Genomic DNA, 19,399 nt, shown 5'->3' with positions numbered 1-19,399 from the left:
TTAATTATTAAAAGTTACTCGACAAGTAAACAAAATTAAATATTTTACTTAAAGAAGTGCAAAGAATATTATTTCGTTAAAAACCCGACTCTTCCTGATATAAATTCCAGAGCATCAACAGCGCTTGGGCAGTTGTGCGTTCAATATTCAATAGGCGGTCCTGATGGAATTGAAACAGTTTGGTCCGGACCTGGTCTCTCCCGGCTACGGCAACCCAGACGGTCCCTACAGGTTTTTCTGGCGTACCACCACCTGGTCCTGCAATCCCGCTGGTCGCAATGGCGTAATTGCTGTTCAGCTTGCTTTGCACCCCTTTGGCCATTTCGATTACCGTCTGCTCACTCACTGCACCATGGTGTGCCAGGGTATCTGCCTGTACGCCCAACATGTTTTCCTTTACGGAATTGGCATAGGCCACGATGCTCCCCTGGAACATCTCGCTGGAGCCCGGTATTTCCGTGATCAAGCGGGCGATGTTCCCGCCGGTACAGCTCTCCGCAGTGGATAAGGTGTACCCACACGTGGAAAACGCACGAACGATGACCTCCTCAAAACTGATATCTTCCGTTGCCACGACAGCTTTACCTATCCGCTTCGCAAGGGCTTCCTTCCATTGGTCGGCCTCCCTGTTCAGGGCATCAATATCCGTTCCGGTTACTGAAATGCGCAAGCGCACCAACCCTATTTTGGGAAGATAGGCCAAGTGCACATGTGGGGGGAAGGAATCTTCGATGTCGGCAATGGATTCGGCAAGGTGCGATTCGCCAATCCCTACCGTCAGGATATAGCGGTTAACAACCTGTTCGGTTGATTTGAAAACTTTCAATTTCGGTATCACCCGATGGGTCATGAGGTTCTTCATTTCAAAAGGTACTCCGGGAAGAAAAACAAAAACTTTCCCCTGGTCTTCCACCCACATCCCGGGGGCTGTCCCCCAGTCGTTGAAGAGCACCTCGCCGTTGGCCAGTACATCTGCCTGCCCCAGGTTGATGTCCGGCATAGTCCGGTTGAAACGGGCAAATATCTGTTCTACATGCGCCAATACTGCGGGGTCATGGACCAGTTCGGTAAGAAAGAATTTTGCGGCTGTAAACTTCGTGACGTCATCCTTCGTCGGCCCCAACCCACCTGTACAGATAATCAGGTCGGCACGGTCTCGGGCATCCGCCAAGGCCTGGAGAATATGATCCTCCTTATCGGTTATGGATGTAATTTGCTGGATATGGATCTGTTCGGCGAACAAGACCTGCGCAATCCATGCGGAGTTGGTGTCTACGATCTGTCCAAGCAGAATCTCATCACCAATGGTAATAATTTCGGCTTTCATAGGTAGCGAATTTAGTTCGAGCGATTAATAGTATGAGTAATGGCTCTGTCTCTTGGTTAATTTCAGGTCCTGCAAGATCGAAGCCTTGGCCCGAATGGTAATGTTGTAACTCTTGAATTGACCAAACGGCACCCAACCTACGGACATATCCCAACAGTGTAGGTCCCTATAGATACTGATCTGCGTCATGGAGGCTTCGTTACGGACAAAATCATATCCCGTATTGAACTGTACCTTCCATTTCGGAGTCACGTTAAAATCGCCATGCAGATTGACCGTACTGGTAATTGTGGACACCATACGTTCTTTCTCGGAGCTCCAAGCGTTTACATAGTTCATACTGAAGGATCCCGCCAAGTTCCATGGAATATTAAAGTCCACGAATGCATTGGGGTCTGTACTGATGCGCGCCAAGGCCTGTGCCTGTTCGGGGGTCAGATTAGGCATCTGACTTCGCAGGGAGTCGATGTTATCGCTCCTGTTCTGGTTGGCCTTCGGATTGAAGCTATAATCAAAGGATAGACCGAAATTCGTCAAACGGGCCAAAGTACCATCCTTGATCGCGAAACGATCGATCCGATTCCCTGTGTACCGGTCGTAACTATAGGCATCAAAAGCTCCATTGAAGTTGACATTGACTTTCTTATCGAATAGGGAGGTCCGTCCGGAGAAACTGATCGGTGATAATTTCAGGGAATCGGCTGCTACGTTATAGTTACCACTAAAGGTCAGCCCCTGGATAATTGGGATCTTTTTCTCCCCTTTTCCGGTGGTGTCTTTATCATCGCGGATCTTCGCTTCCAAGTTGTTATCGATGGAGAAACCGATACCGAAGGATTTTCCTTCTCCCGGCGATCCGTATAATGAATTTTCAAAAATAGAATAGCGTTTGTACCGGCCTGTTGCATCCGTAAAATCGCGGTAGTAACCATAGCGATCTGTAGAGAAATCCGGGCGGTAATTGACGTTGATGGATGGGGTAATGGTATGGCGCATCGCATTGATCTTACCGATCTTTGGATAGCTACCGTATATCTTAGTGGATAGACCACTGGAAACGGTATAGTCGTAAGCTCTTTTAAAACCCTGTAACGTATCACGCACATTTGTAAATCCATAGATTTCATTCTGCAGGCGGTCGCGTACAGATTGCAGATACCAGCGTTCGGTGTAGTTGAATGCGGTGTTGAACTGGAAATACTTCATAACGTTCATGCTCAAAGCTATAGGAATGTTGTGCTGCATACCGTTGGTAAAATTTTGCAGGGATTCCTTTCTGAACAACAGGGAATCTGTGGTAACGATCCGATTCTCCGCAGCCATGCTGTACCCGACGGTGATACGTTGGTACCATTTCTGCTCACCGATACGGTCTTTCGAATCGAACGGATTGAAGGTTGCTACGTTCAAGCTGATGGTTGGCAGAGTCATGGATAACTTTCCTGTAGTAAGATCCTGTTCGTGCGACATATTCGTCGTAAGGTTCACCTTTCCATCGGCGAATACTTTACCATATGCTACGGATGAACGCATGCTGTTGTTCACGGCTTGTCCTGGATTGAACGCGCCCGTTGTCGCGGAGTTCCGGTAGACGTTCCGCGAACCGAAGTTCACCGATGCCGAGAAAGACGTCCCAGGGTTAGCTTCCTGCCGTTGGGTGTGGTTCCAGGTAACCCGGAAGTTCTTGTCACGACCGTAGTTGTCGGTTCCCTCAACACCCTGTACATACGATCCGTATTGCAGGGTAAAATTACCGTTGAATTTATAGTTCACCAAATACTGGGTCCGGACATTGGCCTCCCAAGTTCCCTTGGAATACAGGGTACCGCGGATTTCGGAATCCCAATAGTCATTGAAGGTCAGGTACCAACCCAGGTCGCGCATGGCGAAACCACGGGTAGCATCCTCACCGAAAGATGGAAATAGGAAACCGGAGCTCTTCTTATCCTGTTTCGGGAAGAAACCGAAAGGCAAGCCCAAGAATTTGATGGGTATATTTTGCACCACCAGATAGGAATATCCTGCAATGATCTGTTTCTGGGTGATTACCCCCTTGGTAATCTGGATACCGAAGTGGGTGTGCGGATAAGGCAGGTTACAGGTACTGTACAAACCTTGATAGAGGGACATTTCATCGTAAATGTTCTTACGTACTTCCCGCGCTTGGATGTAACCGCCATCGACTTCCGTCATCACGCCGAAAGTCTTCGGCACTTGCGTTTTATAGTTATACAGCAGGGAGTCGACCGCAATGGGTGATTCACCCGGCATAATGACAACCGGCCGCCCAACATATTTATCGTTGTGGTCAATTACCCCAGATGCGAAAAGGACATTGGTATTCCGATCCAAACGGATATAGTCTGCCGCCAATTCGAATCCTTGATATTTTACTTTTGCCCCTTTGAACAAATGCAGCACATTCTTGCTGACTTCATTCCAAGAGGAGTCGTTCGCTGTGATGGTCACCACGGTTTCCAGACCACCTTCATCTTTCATGTGGACTGTATCGCGTCCTGTTCTTTCCCGGAAGTTATTCTTGCTGGTGTCCGTTGGAACGGTATCGCGCACAACGGTATCAATTGTAACATTTTCCCGTGTTGAAGGCGGAATTACTTGGGCATGTCCAAGGGACATCCCAACTATGAAAAGCAGAACTGAAAGGAAAAAACAACTTAAAGCCTTCAAAATGAAATATGAATGTTATTTTTGTGCTAATTTTAAACTCTTGTTGGCAAAAATAGTCAAAAATCGATAACATAGATTAGGTTTTTAAAAAGTTCACGATATTTAACAGTTAACTTTTGAAAAGTTGTAGACAGGAATTGAAAAAACGGCAATAACTATGAAATTCAATAAAACTTTTAAGATTACTGCAACGGCCCTAGGCATGCTTATTCCCCTATTATTCCTAAGTACGTTTGTGCAATCTTCCAATTTAAACACCCCAGAAAATCAGGAACAAGAGGAAGGAAAGAGCAATAAAGCCATGAAACTGATCGTTATCGATCCAGGACATGGCGGGAATTTACCTGGAGCGAAGGGTGAATTCACGTATGAAAAGGATATTGTCTTGCAAGTGGGAAAAAAATTAAAAGAGGCTATTGAAAAAGAAATGCCCGGTGTGAAAGCGATGTTGACACGGGACTCGGACATTGATGTTCCTTTTCACCAGCGTACGGCCTTGGCCAATAAAAACCATGCGGATCTTTTTATTTCCATCCACTGCAACTCGGCCAATTCGGACCGTCGGGTGAAGGGAAAGAACGGACGTTACGTCACCCAAGTGATCAAGCGACCAGAGGTAAGCGGCACAGAGACATTTGTCTGTGGTTTCAACAGATTACAGCGTGGTGAATCGGATGTTGCCGTTCGCGAGAATGCCGATATCTTGATGGAGGACAACTACCAAGAGAACTATGGTGGTTTCGATCCGAAAGATCCATCAACCTATATCATCTTCTCGCTGATGAAGCGCACCTATCGTGATAAGAGCATCCGTTTTGCCACTTATATCCAGAATGAATACGTGAAGAAAGGGCGTCCGAACCGTGGTGTTCAGGAATTATCCCTAGCGGTATTGGCCTCTGCAGCCATGCCAGCCGTATTGACGGAGATCGGATTTATCTCCAACCCACAGGAAGAAGAATTTATGGCTTCCAACAAAGGGCAGGAAGAAATCGTAGCGAACATTGTGGATGCGATCAAACATTACCGCACCAGCTCGGGCATGCAATAAAAAAATAGATAACAAAAAGAGGATACGTGAAATTGGATAGTATTATCAAGCAAAAACAAAACATGTGGAGAAAAGTAGGTTGCCTATTGACCTGCGTATCGGTAGTTTTATTGGCAAGTTTTAAACCTGCCGACCCGCAAAACGACGAACAAGGCAGCCAACGTAAACTAAGGACGATTGTAATTGACGCCGGCCACGGCGGGCATGACTCCGGGGCAGTCGGGCGCCAATCCAAGGAAAAGGATATTGCCCTGCAGGTAAGCCTCAAGCTGGGTAAAAAAATACAGCGGGAATTCCCAGGGATCAAAGTGGTGTACACCCGCACGACCGATGTGTACCCGAAATTGTATGAACGCCCTGCCCTAGCCAACAAACACCATGCGGATTTATTCATTTCGATCCACTGCAACTCCGGTGGTGTAACCTCGCGGCGGGTAAAAGCCAGGAATGGCCGTTACGTCACCCGACGTACCTTAAACACGAGCGCCAAAGGTACGGAGACCCTTGTTCTGGGTTTCAGCAGAACTGGTGACCAGGATGTGGCTATCCGTGAGAACGCATCCATCCTGATGGAGGATAACTATAAAGAGAACTATGGTGGTTTTGACCCTAAAGACCCCTCAACCTATATTATCTTTTCGCTGATGAAGCGAAGATTCCGTGAACAGAGCATCCGCTTGGCTTCGTATATGCAGGACCAGTTCAAAGCTTCCGGTCGGACCGACCGCGGGGTGAAGGAACAGTCCCTCGCCGTCCTTGCCACCGCAGGGATGCCTGCCGTACTGACGGAAATCGGTTTTATCTCCAATCCGGATGAAGAACGGTATATGATGTCGGCAGCAGGACAGGAAGCTATTGTAAATAACTTGTTTGATGCGATAAATACCTACAGAAAAAGCGTGGAAAAATAAACTTTTTCTTAAATTGGCGGTTAGAATAGAGGTATCAAATCTTAAAAGCGGTTATTTTGAAAATATCGAATGAAACGAAAGTAGGGGCATTAACCAGTATTGCAATTGCCATCTTGTTTATTGGTTATAGTTTCCTGAAAGGCAACAATGTGTTCAGTAACGAGAACACTTTTTATACGGAATACGACAATGTGGATGGATTAGCAGTTTCCAAGCCAGTGCTTGTGAGCGGTTTCCAGATCGGTCGGGTTTCGAAACTTACCCTCCAACCGAACGGTAAGATCAAGACTGAATTTAAGATTAATGACGATTACGATATCCCCTCCAATACGGTCGCACGGATTGTGAGTGCGGATCTCCTGGGCAGTAAGGCCATTGTCTTTGAACTGGGCAACAGTACCACCATGGCCCGCAATGGCGACCCACTTCTTTCGGATGTGCAGGCCAATCTGATGGAAAAGGTGGAACCTTTGCAGAAGAAAATCGAGAACCTGGTCGTAAAATTGGATTCCGTCCTGTCGGGCGTGAACTCGGTATTGGATGAGAATTTCCAACGTGACTTCAAAAGCAGTATCCATAGTATTTCGGTATCCCTGAAAAATCTGGAAAAAATCACCGGCGATGTGGATGGCCTGATGGGTGCAGAAAAGAACCGCCTGAGCAACATCTTGTCCAATATGGAGTCCATTACTATGAACTTCAAGAACAACAACGACAAGATCAACAATATCCTCGCGAACTTGGATAACCTTTCGAGCGACCTTTCCAAAACGGAAATCAAAGCGACGGTGGACAACGCCAACAAAGCGATGCAGGATGTGGCAGCCATTACGGATAAAATCAATAAAGGCGAAGGATCACTTAGCCAGCTTATCCACGATGAAAAGCTGTACAACAACCTGACCAACGCATCGGAAAGTCTGGACCAACTCGTGAAAGACCTGAAAGAAAATCCAGGAAAATACTTGAAGATCTCTATTTTCGGGAAGAAAGACACGAAGTAGATGTGAGATGTGAGATGTGAGATTTGAGATATTAAGGCGGCCATTGGTCGCCTTTTTTATGCTGAAAACATTGCTGGCGCAAGAGTTGTGCGAAAGGCTAGTGTGTGGATCTCTTGTGCCTTGGATGGAACCCCCTCGCTGGCGCAAGAGTTGTGCGGAAGGCAAGTGTGTGTTCTCTTGTGCCTTGGATGGAACCCCCTCGCTGGCGCAAGAGTTGTGCGGAAGGCCAGTGTGGCGGATCTCTTGTGCCTTGGATGGAATTCTAGCACCCTCGCTGGCGCAAGTCATGGGCAGTTTTCGAAGCTATTTTCTTGTGCCTACGGCATGTTTTTAGGCACAAGTCCGCCACCCCACAGCCCACCACAAAAGACTAGCGCCAGCATGCGTTACGGCACGATTAGGTCGGTTTTGTGGGAGGGAAAGGGCGCGCAAAGCGCGCCCTTTCCCTCCCACAAAACCGACCCTTTTAAAGCCAAAAATAATGCTGGCGCAAGAGTTGTGCGGAAGGCCAGTGAGTGGGGTCTCTTGTGCCCATGGCATATTTGGGCATTTTTCCTCCACGCAACCCCAGAGGGGTTGAACTATTTTAGCAAACCATGGCTGTCCGTATGAAACCCCAGCGGGGTGTAACTATTTTAGGAACACCCCTCCGGGGTTGGCATGCGCCAGCACTCATCATTACAAAACCCTCCACCACTCTCCCCCCCTACTTCACAAAAAAAGCGGCCATTGCATGGCCGCTTTACATTTATACTATTCTTTCTTTTTCTATTTCAAGGTTTCGGACAACCAACCAAAGAATTCACGTTGCCATACTTGGGCATTATGGCCCGATAGCACCCAGTGGTTTTCATCCGGAAGGTAAACCAATCGGCTCTTTACGCCACGCAACTGCGCTGCTTGGAAAGCTTCCAGCCCCTGCCCGATCGGCACACGGTAGTCCTTGCCTCCTTGGAAGATCAAAATTGGCGTGTTCCATTTCTCCACCATAGTGCTCGGATTGAATTCCGTATAGGTCTTTGCATTGGCTTTATCCCAGTACGGTCCGCCAAGGTCATGGTTGGCAAAGAACAGCTCTTCTGTTGTACCGTACCACGACTTCATATCAAACAGACCACAGTGCGAAATAAAAGACTTAAAGCGGCCTTCATGCACACCTGCCAATTGGAACACCGAGTAACCACCGTAGCTCGCACCAACGGCTGCAATGCGGTCTTTATCGACATAAGGTTCCTTGGATAGATCATCAATTGCCGATAGGTAATCGCGGATGGATTGTCCGCCCCAGTCCTTGGAGATCTGCTCGTTCCATTTCACGCCCCAACCCGGCATTCCGCGACGGTTCGGCGCAATAACAATATATCCCTGAGATGCCAATAACTGGAAGTTCCATCGGAAAGAATACGACTGCGTTGTGGCAGATTGCGGTCCTCCCTGACAGAACAATAGGGTCGGATATTTGTTCGCAGGATCGAAATCCGGTGGATAGATCACCCAAGAGAATAGATCCAAGCCATCCGTTGCCTTTGTTACCCTAGATTCTACTTTTGTCGCTGCGACCGTACTGTACAGTTGATCGTTCACCGTTGTGATGGCCTTTAGGTTTTTATCCTTGAAGGAATACAGAAACACCTCGGCTGCACGTGTCATCTTTGTGGAAGTAACGACCAGGCCGTCCTTCGTTTCACCAACAATTCCCGTAATATCGAAATCGCCTGACGATATCTGGTTAATGATCGGCAAGGCACGGTTCTTCAGGTTGGTGGGAACCAGGATTTCAAAAAGTTGCACCGTACCTTCACTTGGCGCAACAAAATAAATTTTCTTGTTATCCTTGCTCCAGGTAAATGCGTTCACCGTTCCGTCCCAATGTGCGGTCAGGTTCAGCTTGGTATTCGTTTGGGGATCCAGCAAGATCACATCATTTTTATCAGCCTCATAACCGTCGGTTTTCATGCTCAACCACGTAAATAGCTTGCCATTGGGACTGAATGCAGGACTGTTATCATATCCCATCATACCCTCGGTGACATTGGTCGTTTCGCCGGAGCTCAGGTCATATCGGTAAATATCCGTATTGGTACTGAGGGCATAGTCCTTCCCAAATTTCTTCTTGCAGACATAGAACACAGCCTTCCCATCGGGCGACCATGTAAAATCTTCCGCACCGCCGAAAGGCATGGTCGGCGAATAATAAGGTTCTTCGCCCAAGATATCCTTAGCCTCTCCAATCTGTCCATCGGCATAGGTAGCCACGAATGGATGGTTGAATTTACCATCATTCCAGGTATCCCAATGGCGGTAATCCAGATTATCATAGATATAGACATTGGATTTTGTCAGGTCCTTGTATTTATCCTGACTGTAATAGGGCTTCAACAGCACCTGCTTACTGAAGAGGATATGCTTTCCATCCGGAGATATCTTCACATTTTCCAGGCCACCTTCATAATTGGTCACCTGTGTGGCATTGCCATCTTTTAGGCTTTTCTTCCATAGCTGTCCCTTGAACATATAGAGAACCTGATCGCCATCGACCTTCAGAACCGATTCCGAACCAGCCTCCGTCGTAAACTGAACCGGTGTACCTCCCTTGACAGGAATTACATAGAGGTTCTTTTCGGATTTGTTATCATCAAACTGATAATTGGAAACGCCATAAATGAGTTGGGTACCATCTGCGGATAATCCCTCCCCACTGACTCGGCCCAATTCCCATAATTTTTGCGGGCTTAAGGGTTCCACGGCTGCGGAGTGCCTGCTGCGTGTATCCACTGTTTTACGTTCCACTTTCTGTGGGACTTCCTTTCCTACCTGTGCAATAACCATATTATTGATCAATAAGAATGCGCCAATCCATGAAATCTTGTGCATATAATTTTAGTTTTAACAATCGTTTTGCCTGCCAATTTACTAAAGTTGACAGGCAAAGCGAAATCATAGCCTAAATTCCTCGACTGGTTTTCCAAAATAGCAGCCAGATACTGGTGAGGTACATCCGTAGTGATGCGCTGGTTAACTTGATCATTATTTCTCGAATTGATACCAATTGATTTTTGTCGACAGACGCATCAATACGGCAAGGATGATGAATAAACCTACTGTTCCAACGATCAATGAGTAGTCGCGAAGTTGGAGCAACACAAAGATAAAGGTGTAGAACAGGGCTAAGATAGCACCGAAGATCCATGCTGATTTTCCGTCCTTGGTAATCGCACGGACAAAGGTGGCGATCAACAGGATGGTTGCTACAGCGGCAAGCAGATAGGCCAGGTTGAAGCCGATATGTTCCGATATAGCTAACAATAGCGCATAGAAGAGCACCATGGCAAAACCGATGAGTACATATTGGATAAGATGCACGCGCTGTTTCTTGATGATCTCCATAAAAATCAGGGAAATAAAGGTCAATGCAATGACCAACGCACCATACTTGGTCACACGCGTTGCCTTTTGGTAATTATTGACATTTGGCAGGAAATTGATCTGCACCATATCGTAATCGTTTGAGGTCAATTTGTCGCTGGATTCAGCGGATCCTACAACTTTAGGTTCAGGGAAGTCCGTCATTTGGACATCCTCACTAGCAAGGTCCACCCCCAAGAAATTATACAGGGCAACTGGTTCCCCGGTCCATTGCTGAGCAAGCTTACGGTTGAAATCCGGAATCGACCAGTTGGCGCGGAAGGTTTCATTCACTTCCCGATCCTCCGGTAGAAAGTTGCCGTTGAAGCTTGGGTTCGCCCAGTTTCCAGAAGCATGGATCGTGGTCTGCTTCGCCAATGGAAGGAAGTTCAAGGATTTCGATCCCTTCAAGTCCATGGTAATCTGGAAAGGCTTATTCAAATCTTCATTGCCGGTCAGGTTCAGGTTTGTTGTCAAATTATTGGTGAATAGATCCAACTCCTGGAAATATTTATCCATTGGAAATCCCTGTCCATTCCATTGCACATTTGGATTTGCAGATAGCCCCTTGGTATCCTGAATTCCAAAGACCATTTTCGCTTCGTTCCACTTCAGGTCTGTAGCTGGAACATCCAATTTGGTCAAATCAAAAGGCTTGAAATTACCCTTAACGGTTACTTTCGCATTGTACACTATCGCTTGGAAAATGCCGCGCTTCAAAGGTTCGGGTTGAACCTCCGCAGTGATGGCGCTGTTCTCCGGCAATAGGAATGCCCATTCCTTCACCACTATCCTTTCGGTGGTTTGCTTGCCATCCGTTGTCGGTTTTATAGTTTCGTGTACCGCGTCATAGGGAACAGCGATCACGGGAGTACTCACCACCTGTTCCAATCCCCATTTTCTGGCAATTTCGGTAGAAACTTGCGTTTCCCGTTGCTTGCGCTCGCTGATGAGATCACCGATCAAAGCCATTGGAATCAATAGAATGATCGTCAGGAAGAAGATTACGAAGATCTTCAACAGCATGGAGCCGGTAATTTTGTCGTACAAGGATTTTGGAGAACTGTTCTCTAAACCTTCATTAAGTTGATTATTTTCCATTTTTAAATCGTGTTGTAAGTTGTGTGTATCGTTTTGTTATAGAGTGAGAGTTGAAATGCCTGACGGGATTCGAGGAGATAGTCCTTGAAAGCGATATCGTAAAAGCGTTGCATACGCTTGCCCTTGCGAAAGGAATTCAAATAATACCGGCCATGCTCCGGAAAGAGTAGCGTACCGATCAGCAGCATGCCCAATAGATATAAACTGATCTTTCCATTTCCAAACAGGAGATATTGCATGGCAATTTCATCATGAATCGCCGTTCCGGTTTCCGTCAGGATATGGAAGACATCATGATTTTCCAGCTTGGGCATGACATCAAAGCCCTTTTCCTGGTAAAACGCGCCAAGTGCAGCGCCAATGCTACCTTCGGGATAGGTCAGAAACTCCTCTTTGGAAATCCCCCAGGCTTTGACATGGCCTTTAAAAAGTTCGGAATATACTTGGGTCGACCAATTATAGACGAACAGCATGAATTTTAAACGTAATCCTCTCATAATTATCTTAAAGTACTTTGACTTTCAAAGTGTATGTGTAAAAAAAATTATTTATACTGCTGTTTTATTAAATTTTCCAGGGCAACCAAGTGGTTTTCAAATGCTTTTTGGCCTTTGTCCGTCTTGCTGTACCGGGTATTCGGCTTACGATCGATGAAGGTTTTGGTCACCAGAATATACCCCTCTTTCTCGAGGTTCTTCAGGTTTGAAGCCAAGTTCCCATCGGTCACTTCCAACAATTCCTTCAGGGAATTGAAGTCATAGGACTCATTCGCCATCAGGATACTCATGATCTGCAACCTGATCCTATTTTCGAATACCTTGTCATATAATGTTAAATCTAAACTCACCTTTTCTCGTACTTTTTATGGACAATTAACCCGTAGACGATATGCAATACGCCGAATCCCAACGCCCAAAACACCACACCATATCCAGGGAAGGCCAAAGCTAGCAACCCTAGCGCAATTTCCAAAACCCCAAGCACGCGAACTTCGCGAAAGGTAAAGACACTGGCTGCTGCCAAGGCTAAACCGTAAAAGATCAACAGGGTCGACGCAATCAGCCCATATTCGCCTTTACTGACCAATAGCATAGCAAACAAACCACCCGTTACCAAAGGAATGGCCATTGCCTTTGCCAAGGCTTTACTGGTCGGGTTCCAAATGGTCTGCCCAGCTTTCTTGGCCTTGGCCTTGGCCATACTGATTCCAACCGTTACAGAGATCGCCAATACCAACAGAGCAATGATGATCAGTTTCCAAATAACCTGGGTATCGAGTACATAATAATCGCGGTAGCCAAATGCGCTATCCGTTCCGTACACCACAAAATATGCCGCCGTCGCCCCCACTAAGGCCAAGCAACCTATCAATACGCCCGACAGCCCACTGATGGACATAAACTTGGATGATTTCTCCATCATGGAGCGAATCTGACCTATCTCTTTTAAAATATCTTTCTGATCCATAAAAGTACTTTGCGTTTCAAAGTAAAGGAGAAAAATACATCCCTCCAAATTTATTTTCATTTTTCTTCCAAAAAAAAGGAAGTGCAGACCGCCCAACTACCATAAATGAAAGGATTGGTTTACATTTTCCGATAATTTTCCTCGCGTTTGATATAAATTCCACCTATTAAAATATGCTGTACTGGCTGATTTTTGACGTAGCACATCCCTTTGACGGCTGTTGAAAGGCTATGAAAAGTCCTTTTGCGAAACTGCGGCAAAAATTTCTGAAAATTTAGCGGGTTAACATCCAAACAGTTACATAAAAATCAGAAAAAAATAGCAGAAAATGCTTGACATGTATGGGTTTGGTTTCTATCTTTGTGGCTCAATAAATATCCTAATCGCGGAAGTGGCGTAATTGGTAGCCGCACCAGACTTAGGATCTGGCGCCGCAAGGCGTGGGGGTTCGAGTCCCTTCTTCCGCACTTGAAGTCCTCCTGAAAATAAATATCAGGAGGATTTTTTTTATTAATTGCGTATAGCTAAAACAAGAGTATGAATATTTCACACCAGAACATTGATGACATCAACGCTAAAATCCAAGTGGAAATAGCACCTGCAGATTATAACCCTCAGGTTGATAAAGCAATTAAAGACCAGGCTAAAAAAGCAAACCTTCCTGGATTCCGTAAAGGAATGGTACCTACTGGCCACATCAAGCGCATGTACGGTAAAGCAATCTTATTTGATGAAATCAACAAAATTATCAATGATAAAATTGCTGAATATATCGGCGAACAAAAACTAGAAGTATTGGGCCAGCCGCTTCCATTGGAAGAAGATAAAGACGGTCAGTACAACTGGGATTTCAATGATACTTTTAACTTCAACTACGAAATCGGTCTTGCTCCACAATTCGAAACTCCATTCTCTGCTGAAACAGAGTTTACAGAGTACGATATCAAGGCTGACGATGCTACTCTTGCTGAGCGTATCAAAAACCTACGTCGCAGCTACGGTAAGATGACCAACCCAGAAGTTTCTGAGGAAGGTGACGTGTTGTACGCAACATTGAAACAAGATAAAGAGGACGGTATCGAGAAGACTACTTCCGTACGTACAGATATCATCGAGGATGCTAAAGTAAAGAAAGCTTTGGTAGGCTTGAAAAAAGACGACACGGCGAAAATCGACGTGAAGAAAGCATTCAAAGTGGCTGATTTAGCACGTATCTTGGGTGTTACCGAAGATGAAGCTGAAAACTTGGATGTTACCAAATTCGAATTGACGGTTAAAAACATCAACCGTTTGGAAGAGTCTGATTTGAACCAAGAGTTCTTCGACAAATTATTCCCTGCTGGTGAGGTTACTAAAGAAGAAGAATTCAACGAAAAAGTAAAAGAAGAAGTTGAAAACTTGTTCAAACAAAACGCTGCACAGAAATTACGCAACGACCTATACACATACGGTATGGAGAAAGTTGACGCTAAATTCCCTGAGGAGTTCTTGAAAAAATGGTTGAAAGCAACCAACCCGAACCTAGCGGAGACAGAAATCGAAGAAGGATTCGAAGATTTCTTGAACAACTTGAAATGGACGATCATTGAAAACCGTATCGTTACGGCAAATAACCTAGAGGTGAAGTACGATGAGGTTGTTGAATTGGCGAAAGAACGTATCTACGCACAAATCAAAATGTACAACATCAATGACGAACCTACAGATGAGCAATTGCAACAATTCGCTATGCAATTATTATCTGACAGAGAGCAAGCAAACCGTTTGTTCGAAGAGGTGAAAGCATTGAAAGTATTCGATCAATTGAAAGAGACTGTGAAAATCAAGTCTAAGAAAATTGACTTCGATAAATTCGAAAAGCTTGACAAATAAGCACCATAAGAATTAGTAAATAATTATAAAATAAAAGGTTAGCTCTTCTGCTAACCTTTTTTGTTTTTTATGGGCAGGGATTAAGATGGGTGGTAGGGTGCTGGCGAATGTTTTGAGGACAACTCTTGCGCTAGCATTGTTTTAGGCTTTTAATGGGTTGGTTTTGTTGGATGTAATTGCACGCATGCCAACCCCGAAGGGGTGTTCCTAAAATAGTTACACCCCTCTGGGGTTCCATGCGGAAAGCCATGGCTTGCTAAAATAGTTCAACCCCTCTGGGGTTGCATGGTGGGAAAATGCCTAAACATGCCTGAGGAACAAGAGAGCCACCTCACAAGCCAATCCGCACAACTCTTGCGCCAGCGTGATGGGGCTCATCTAGGGCAAAAAAACGGCAAAAAAAAGGCGACCCATAGCCGCCTTCATATCTCAAATCTCAAATCTCAATACTCACATCTAAAATCTCACATCTAAAAAAAGATATTATACCCCACTGACAATCTTCCATAGGGATATTCCCGGTTAAAATCTGGGTATTGATGATCCTTGAAGTGTCCCTGCAGGTTGAAATACCCCGAGCTCAGGTTGATGGACCATCGTTTCCAGACACGGAGGCTTCCCTCGACATTTAGTCCATGGAGGATATAATACGAATCCGTACCGGAGATGGTAAAGAACACGCCACCATTGTAATCTGCATTGATCATAAATCGGTTAAAGAGCATCAGTTCGCCCCTAAAGCGGTAGGATGCCCCTGGACCATAGTTATAGTTCCTACTCGCACCATACAAGAGATACGGATCCGGTACAGCTGCCAGGATAACAGCTCCGGCACCGACACTCAGGTTCAGCCGAGAGCCTTTCTTGTACTTAAATTCCGAGAGCCAATTGTAATTCAGACTCTGCGCGCCATAGAAGAACGCATCGTTGTTGTAGAAGTCATAATGTGCATTCAGGGTTCCGTAATGATCGCCTTTCTGCGATTTGAAGAATTTTGCACCGTACAGCAGGGCATGCACATTGACCGCATTGATAAAGGAACTGTCGCCATTCCCCAGCTCCAGATTTACGGAGAATTGGTCGAAAGGCCGTTTGTAGTTGTGGTCTCCATTGCTATATCGGAAGCGCAAGCGTCCATAGAAAGCGTTCTTCCCTTCATTGAGGAAATCGCCTTCCTTGGCATCGAACCTACGGATACCGACATCCACCTCCGCAGAGATAATGGACGAATCTGCACCGTAATAATCATCGATCCGTTTTCCCCATTTTCCATCCAGCAACCGGTTCAGCCCATTGATGGGATTGACGATGGTTGCTACGATTTCATTTCCGATTCTATTGTGGTCCGATCGATTCCGGGCCAGAATATTCCGCGACACGCGATGCATCATCTCCCCCATCACAATACCTCCGAATGTCGTATTGACCAAGTCGTTGATGGAAGGATGCTGGGTCTCCCCTGCTGTCTCCCAAATATAACTTCCCGCAAGGGTAGCTAAACTGGATTGGTAAAAGTTATAACCATTGCTCCGGAAGGCATTGAAATAGATCTGCCCGTGGAAGGGATGATCAATCTGGTTGGTCGTAAATTGGTTGTCATCCCAATCCCAAGCACTGAAACGTTGATGATCCAGAAAATTCTGGAAACTGATATAAGAATAAGGATCTTTGGTGATAAACCGATTAAAGGACGCAGGGAAAGCTTGTGCTAGAAACCATTCCGCACTGGCACGCCAGAACTTCTTCTCCCTTTTTGGGTTTAGGTTCCACGCTATGGTATCCTTCAAAAATGCCGGTGAAGCAGGAAGTTCGGATAAACTATCCTTCCGAAAAACAAGGGTATCCGTAGGCAAGTGCCGTACCGTATCCACCTGGGCGCCTGCCGAAAAACTAAGGCAGCATACCATTAGGCCCAACAGCCATCTGAATTTATTATACAATCGCAACTAATTTTAATGTAGGCGCAAAATTAATGCTTATTGCATCAAAACCTACGAAAATAATCCAATAGTCCCACCCGAAGTTGAGTTTTAACCCTGAGATGAGATTTCCCATTCGATAAAACAGTTTCCCAATTACTTGGTTTTAATTATATTAGAAATAACCAATACGGAAACAGTATGAAAAGACTATGTTTAAGTTTTGCCGTGATCCTCATGAGCATTGTGGCATTTGGACAGCAGCCGACCAAACTAACCGGCGCCTATATGGCTAAAGAAGGGAAGATAAACCATCTCTGGCTCTTTATTGATGGCTACAGTTCCTATATCCAATACGAAGACGACAAGTACCTCTCCACTTGGGGCGGACCATTCAGCATGGGTGAGGACGGCATTGTGGTGGACATCGAATACAGCGATGCCAATCCTGCAGAGGTAGGCACGAAAAAATCCACCTCGGCAAAGTTGAACGGCAATGCCATCAGTTCAGCAAAGCTAACGTACAAGCAATTGCCGCCAAAAGCGCAGGATCTGGATGGTTTATGGCGCATTACCGGAAGGCAGCAGGGCGATAAAATGGGTGAGATTCCTCGCGGGGACCGCAAAACCATTAAACTATTGGTATCCGGATATTTTCAATGGATCGCTATCAATCCTGCCGAACGTGGATTCTATGGCACTGGCGGAGGTACCTACCGATTTGCGGACAAGAAATATACCGAACACATCGTGTTCTTCTCCAGGGACAACAGCCGTGTAGGCGCGGACCTTTCCTTTGATGGAGAATTGAAAGACGGCGCTTGGCACCATAAAGGATTGAGCTCCAAAGGAGATCCAATCTATGAAATATGGTCTCGAGACAATTAAAGAGATTGGGTAATCAAAAAAAGAACGTCAGGAATTGGGTAATTCCTGACGTTCTTTTTTATAAAGTTCTGTAGGTCTATCTAACCGAATAGATCGGAACTGAGGTAGCGATCTCCGCGGTCGCAAACGATAAAAACGATGCAGCCTTCTTCAATTTCATTGGCCACCTGCACCGCAGCATGAAAAGCTCCGCCGGAACTCATGCCCGCAAATACGCCAGCCTTACGCGCCAATTCTCGGGTACGGGAAGTGGCATCGGCTTGATCAATATCGATCACACGGTCCACCCGCGCGGGGTCAAAGATCTTCGGCAGGTATTCCTCCGGCCATCGGCGGATTCCTGGAATGGATGAGTCCGGTGTCGGCTGGCAGCCCACGATCTGGATTTCAGGATTCTGTTCCTTTAGGTACATTGAGCAGCCCATGATAGTCCCTGTTGTACCCATTGCACTTACGAAATGCGTAATCTTCCCTTCCGTATCCCGCCAAATTTCCGGGCCTGTCGTTTTGATGTGTGCTTTATAATTGTCGGGGTTCGCAAATTGATTTAGGATGTAGTAATCTCCTGTGGCGGCCTTTTCTTCGGCATAATCCCGGCTTACTTCCATATTGTCCAGTAAGGTTACTTTGGCGCCGAAAGCTTCCATCGTCAATGTTCTTTCACGGGTGGAAGTTGAAGGCATGACCAACTCGATCTGTAGGCCGAACATACTGGCAATCATCGCCAGCGCGATTCCCGTATTTCCACTGGTTGCTTCGATCAGCTTTGTTTCCTTCGTTATTTCACCACGTTCCATTGCGGAGCGGATCATATTCAGCGCCGCACGGTCCTTTACCGATCCTCCTGGGTTATTGCCTTCCAATTTAGCAAAGATCTGGACACGGGGGTTATCATGAAAACCCGTGATTTCCACGAGCGGCGTATTGCCTATAGTATCGATTATATTTCCCATTATGCGAGTGGTTTTGCGTCTATAAATTTTGAATTCGGTTGGTGGTATACCGTGGTATACGGAGCAATGGAGCTGGTGAGCCAAACATTTCCGCCAATGGTGGAGTGATGTCCGACAACCGTTTCTCCACCCAGGATAGTGGCTCCTGCATAGATGATCACGTGATCCTCAATGATCGGATGCCGCTGCGTATTGGCCATGTTCTTTTCTACGCTCAACGCGCCAAGAGTGACTCCTTGATAAAGTTTTACATGTTTCCCTATCCGGCACGTCTCCCCGATCACGATTCCCGTTCCGTGGTCGATATGAAGGTATTCATCGATAAAAGCACCCGGGTGGATATCGATACCCGTCTTGGAGTGCGCATATTCCGTTAAGATCCGAGGGATCAGCGGAATTTCCTGCTCCCATAGCTCATGGGCAAGTCGGAAGATGCAAATTGCCAAAAATCCTGGATAGGTGCGGATGACCTCATTCATGCTCTTTGCGGCGGGGTCACCGTCCAAAATGGCCTGCGCATCGGTCAGCATTGTCCTGTAAATCGTTGGCAGTTGCACAAAAAATTGCTTGGCCACATTCTTGATGTCACAGGTGGAACATGCTTTGGTCTTCAACATCAGATCGTAGAGTTCCGTTTCAGAAGCCTGAAAGGCGGTGGCAATTTCTTCCACGGAGCCAAAGGACTTGGAGTTCCGTTCGGGAAAAAGCAGGTGTAGCACATTGATAGCCCATTGTGCAATTGCCTTATTGCTGGGCATATCCTGCACGGCTTTTTGTTTATCGTATATATGTTTATAGAATTCGTTCATTTTC

15 protein-coding genes and 1 tRNA gene are annotated in these 19,399 nt (G+C 46.0%); 6 read left to right on the top strand and 10 right to left on the bottom strand.

All coding sequences use genetic code 11. The features are described from left to right. Window positions 1–76: 76 nt before the first annotated feature. The gene (locus G6N79_RS07105) at window positions 77–1,327 is read right to left on the bottom strand and encodes a competence/damage-inducible protein A (RefSeq protein ID WP_103906980.1); all 1,251 of its coding nucleotides are present in this window, start codon (window positions 1,325–1,327) and stop codon (window positions 77–79) included. Between the two features lie 24 nt (window positions 1,328–1,351). Beyond that, a complete protein-coding gene (locus G6N79_RS07100) occupies window positions 1,352–3,964 on the bottom strand; it encodes a putative LPS assembly protein LptD (protein WP_234993226.1) in 2,613 nt (870 codons plus the stop codon). A 208-nt stretch (window positions 3,965–4,172) separates the two neighbouring features. On the opposite strand from G6N79_RS07100, the gene G6N79_RS07095 reads away from it, so the two are divergent. The 3 genes from G6N79_RS07095 (at window position 4,173) to G6N79_RS07085 (ending at window position 6,981) form a co-directional block, all read left to right on the top strand. After that, on the top strand, window positions 4,173–5,066 hold the full coding sequence (locus G6N79_RS07095; RefSeq protein ID WP_234993225.1) for an N-acetylmuramoyl-L-alanine amidase family protein: 894 nt from the start codon (window positions 4,173–4,175) through the stop codon (window positions 5,064–5,066). Between the two features lie 62 nt (window positions 5,067–5,128). Then, window positions 5,129–5,977, top strand: coding sequence for an N-acetylmuramoyl-L-alanine amidase family protein (locus G6N79_RS07090; RefSeq protein WP_103906978.1), 849 nt, complete (start codon window positions 5,129–5,131; stop codon window positions 5,975–5,977). Between the two features lie 56 nt (window positions 5,978–6,033). After that, window positions 6,034–6,981 carry an MlaD family protein gene (locus G6N79_RS07085; protein ID WP_103906977.1) on the top strand — a complete coding sequence of 316 codons (948 nt, stop codon included), beginning with the start codon at window positions 6,034–6,036 and terminating at the stop codon, window positions 6,979–6,981. Between the two features lie 768 nt (window positions 6,982–7,749). Here the strand turns inward: G6N79_RS07085 and G6N79_RS07080 are convergent. From G6N79_RS07080 to G6N79_RS07060, 5 genes are all read right to left on the bottom strand, one after another. Continuing rightward, the gene (locus G6N79_RS07080) at window positions 7,750–9,855 is read right to left on the bottom strand and encodes a S9 family peptidase (protein WP_103906975.1); all 2,106 of its coding nucleotides are present in this window, start codon (window positions 9,853–9,855) and stop codon (window positions 7,750–7,752) included. Between the two features lie 153 nt (window positions 9,856–10,008). After that, window positions 10,009–11,487: a cell envelope integrity protein CreD gene (creD, locus tag G6N79_RS07075; protein ID WP_103906974.1), complete on the bottom strand. Its 1,479-nt coding sequence runs from the start codon at window positions 11,485–11,487 to the stop codon at window positions 10,009–10,011. Between the two features lie 2 nt (window positions 11,488–11,489). Next, window positions 11,490–11,984 (bottom strand): hypothetical protein, encoded by a 495-nt coding sequence (locus G6N79_RS07070; RefSeq protein WP_146060644.1) that lies wholly within the window; start codon window positions 11,982–11,984, stop codon window positions 11,490–11,492. Window positions 11,985–12,031: 47 nt separating this feature from the next. Beyond that, window positions 12,032–12,334 carry a winged helix-turn-helix domain-containing protein gene (locus G6N79_RS07065; protein WP_103906972.1) on the bottom strand — a complete coding sequence of 101 codons (303 nt, stop codon included), beginning with the start codon at window positions 12,332–12,334 and terminating at the stop codon, window positions 12,032–12,034. Then, complete coding sequence (locus tag G6N79_RS07060) at window positions 12,331–12,954, bottom strand: hypothetical protein (protein ID WP_103906971.1); 624 nt, start codon at window positions 12,952–12,954, stop codon at window positions 12,331–12,333. Before G6N79_RS07060 ends, G6N79_RS07065 begins: the two co-directional genes overlap by 4 nt. Before the next feature lie 385 nt (window positions 12,955–13,339). Between G6N79_RS07060 and G6N79_RS07055 the strand changes: the two genes are divergently transcribed. Together G6N79_RS07055 and G6N79_RS07050 are read left to right on the top strand one after the other, a co-directional pair. Further along, window positions 13,340–13,421, top strand: a tRNA-Leu gene (locus tag G6N79_RS07055). Window positions 13,422–13,491: 70 nt separating this feature from the next. Next, a complete protein-coding gene (locus G6N79_RS07050) occupies window positions 13,492–14,826 on the top strand; it encodes a trigger factor (RefSeq protein WP_103906970.1) in 1,335 nt (444 codons plus the stop codon). A gap of 470 nt (window positions 14,827–15,296) precedes the next feature. Here G6N79_RS07050 and G6N79_RS07045 read toward each other — a convergent pair whose 3' ends face one another. Continuing rightward, window positions 15,297–16,766, bottom strand: a complete 1,470-nt coding sequence (locus tag G6N79_RS07045; RefSeq protein ID WP_234993224.1) for a DUF3943 domain-containing protein — start codon at window positions 16,764–16,766, stop codon at window positions 15,297–15,299. Between the two features lie 180 nt (window positions 16,767–16,946). Between G6N79_RS07045 and G6N79_RS07040 the strand changes: the two genes are divergently transcribed. Next, window positions 16,947–17,633, top strand: a complete 687-nt coding sequence (locus G6N79_RS07040) for a hypothetical protein (RefSeq protein WP_146060643.1) — start codon at window positions 16,947–16,949, stop codon at window positions 17,631–17,633. Window positions 17,634–17,713: 80 nt separating this feature from the next. Here G6N79_RS07040 and cysM read toward each other — a convergent pair whose 3' ends face one another. Continuing rightward, entirely contained in the window at window positions 17,714–18,586 is an 873-nt protein-coding gene (gene cysM / locus G6N79_RS07035) for a cysteine synthase CysM (RefSeq protein WP_103906967.1), read from the bottom strand. Beyond that, window positions 18,586–19,395: a serine O-acetyltransferase gene (locus G6N79_RS07030; protein ID WP_103906966.1), complete on the bottom strand. Its 810-nt coding sequence runs from the start codon at window positions 19,393–19,395 to the stop codon at window positions 18,586–18,588. Before G6N79_RS07030 ends, cysM begins: the two co-directional genes overlap by 1 nt. Between the last annotated feature and the right edge of the window lie 4 nt (window positions 19,396–19,399).

It is taken from the genome of Sphingobacterium lactis, from assembly GCF_011046555.1.
GTDB lineage: Bacteria > Bacteroidota > Bacteroidia > Sphingobacteriales > Sphingobacteriaceae > Sphingobacterium > Sphingobacterium lactis.
Note: the sequence above shows the minus strand (reverse complement) of the source record. Positions and strands in the feature narration are given on the sequence as shown.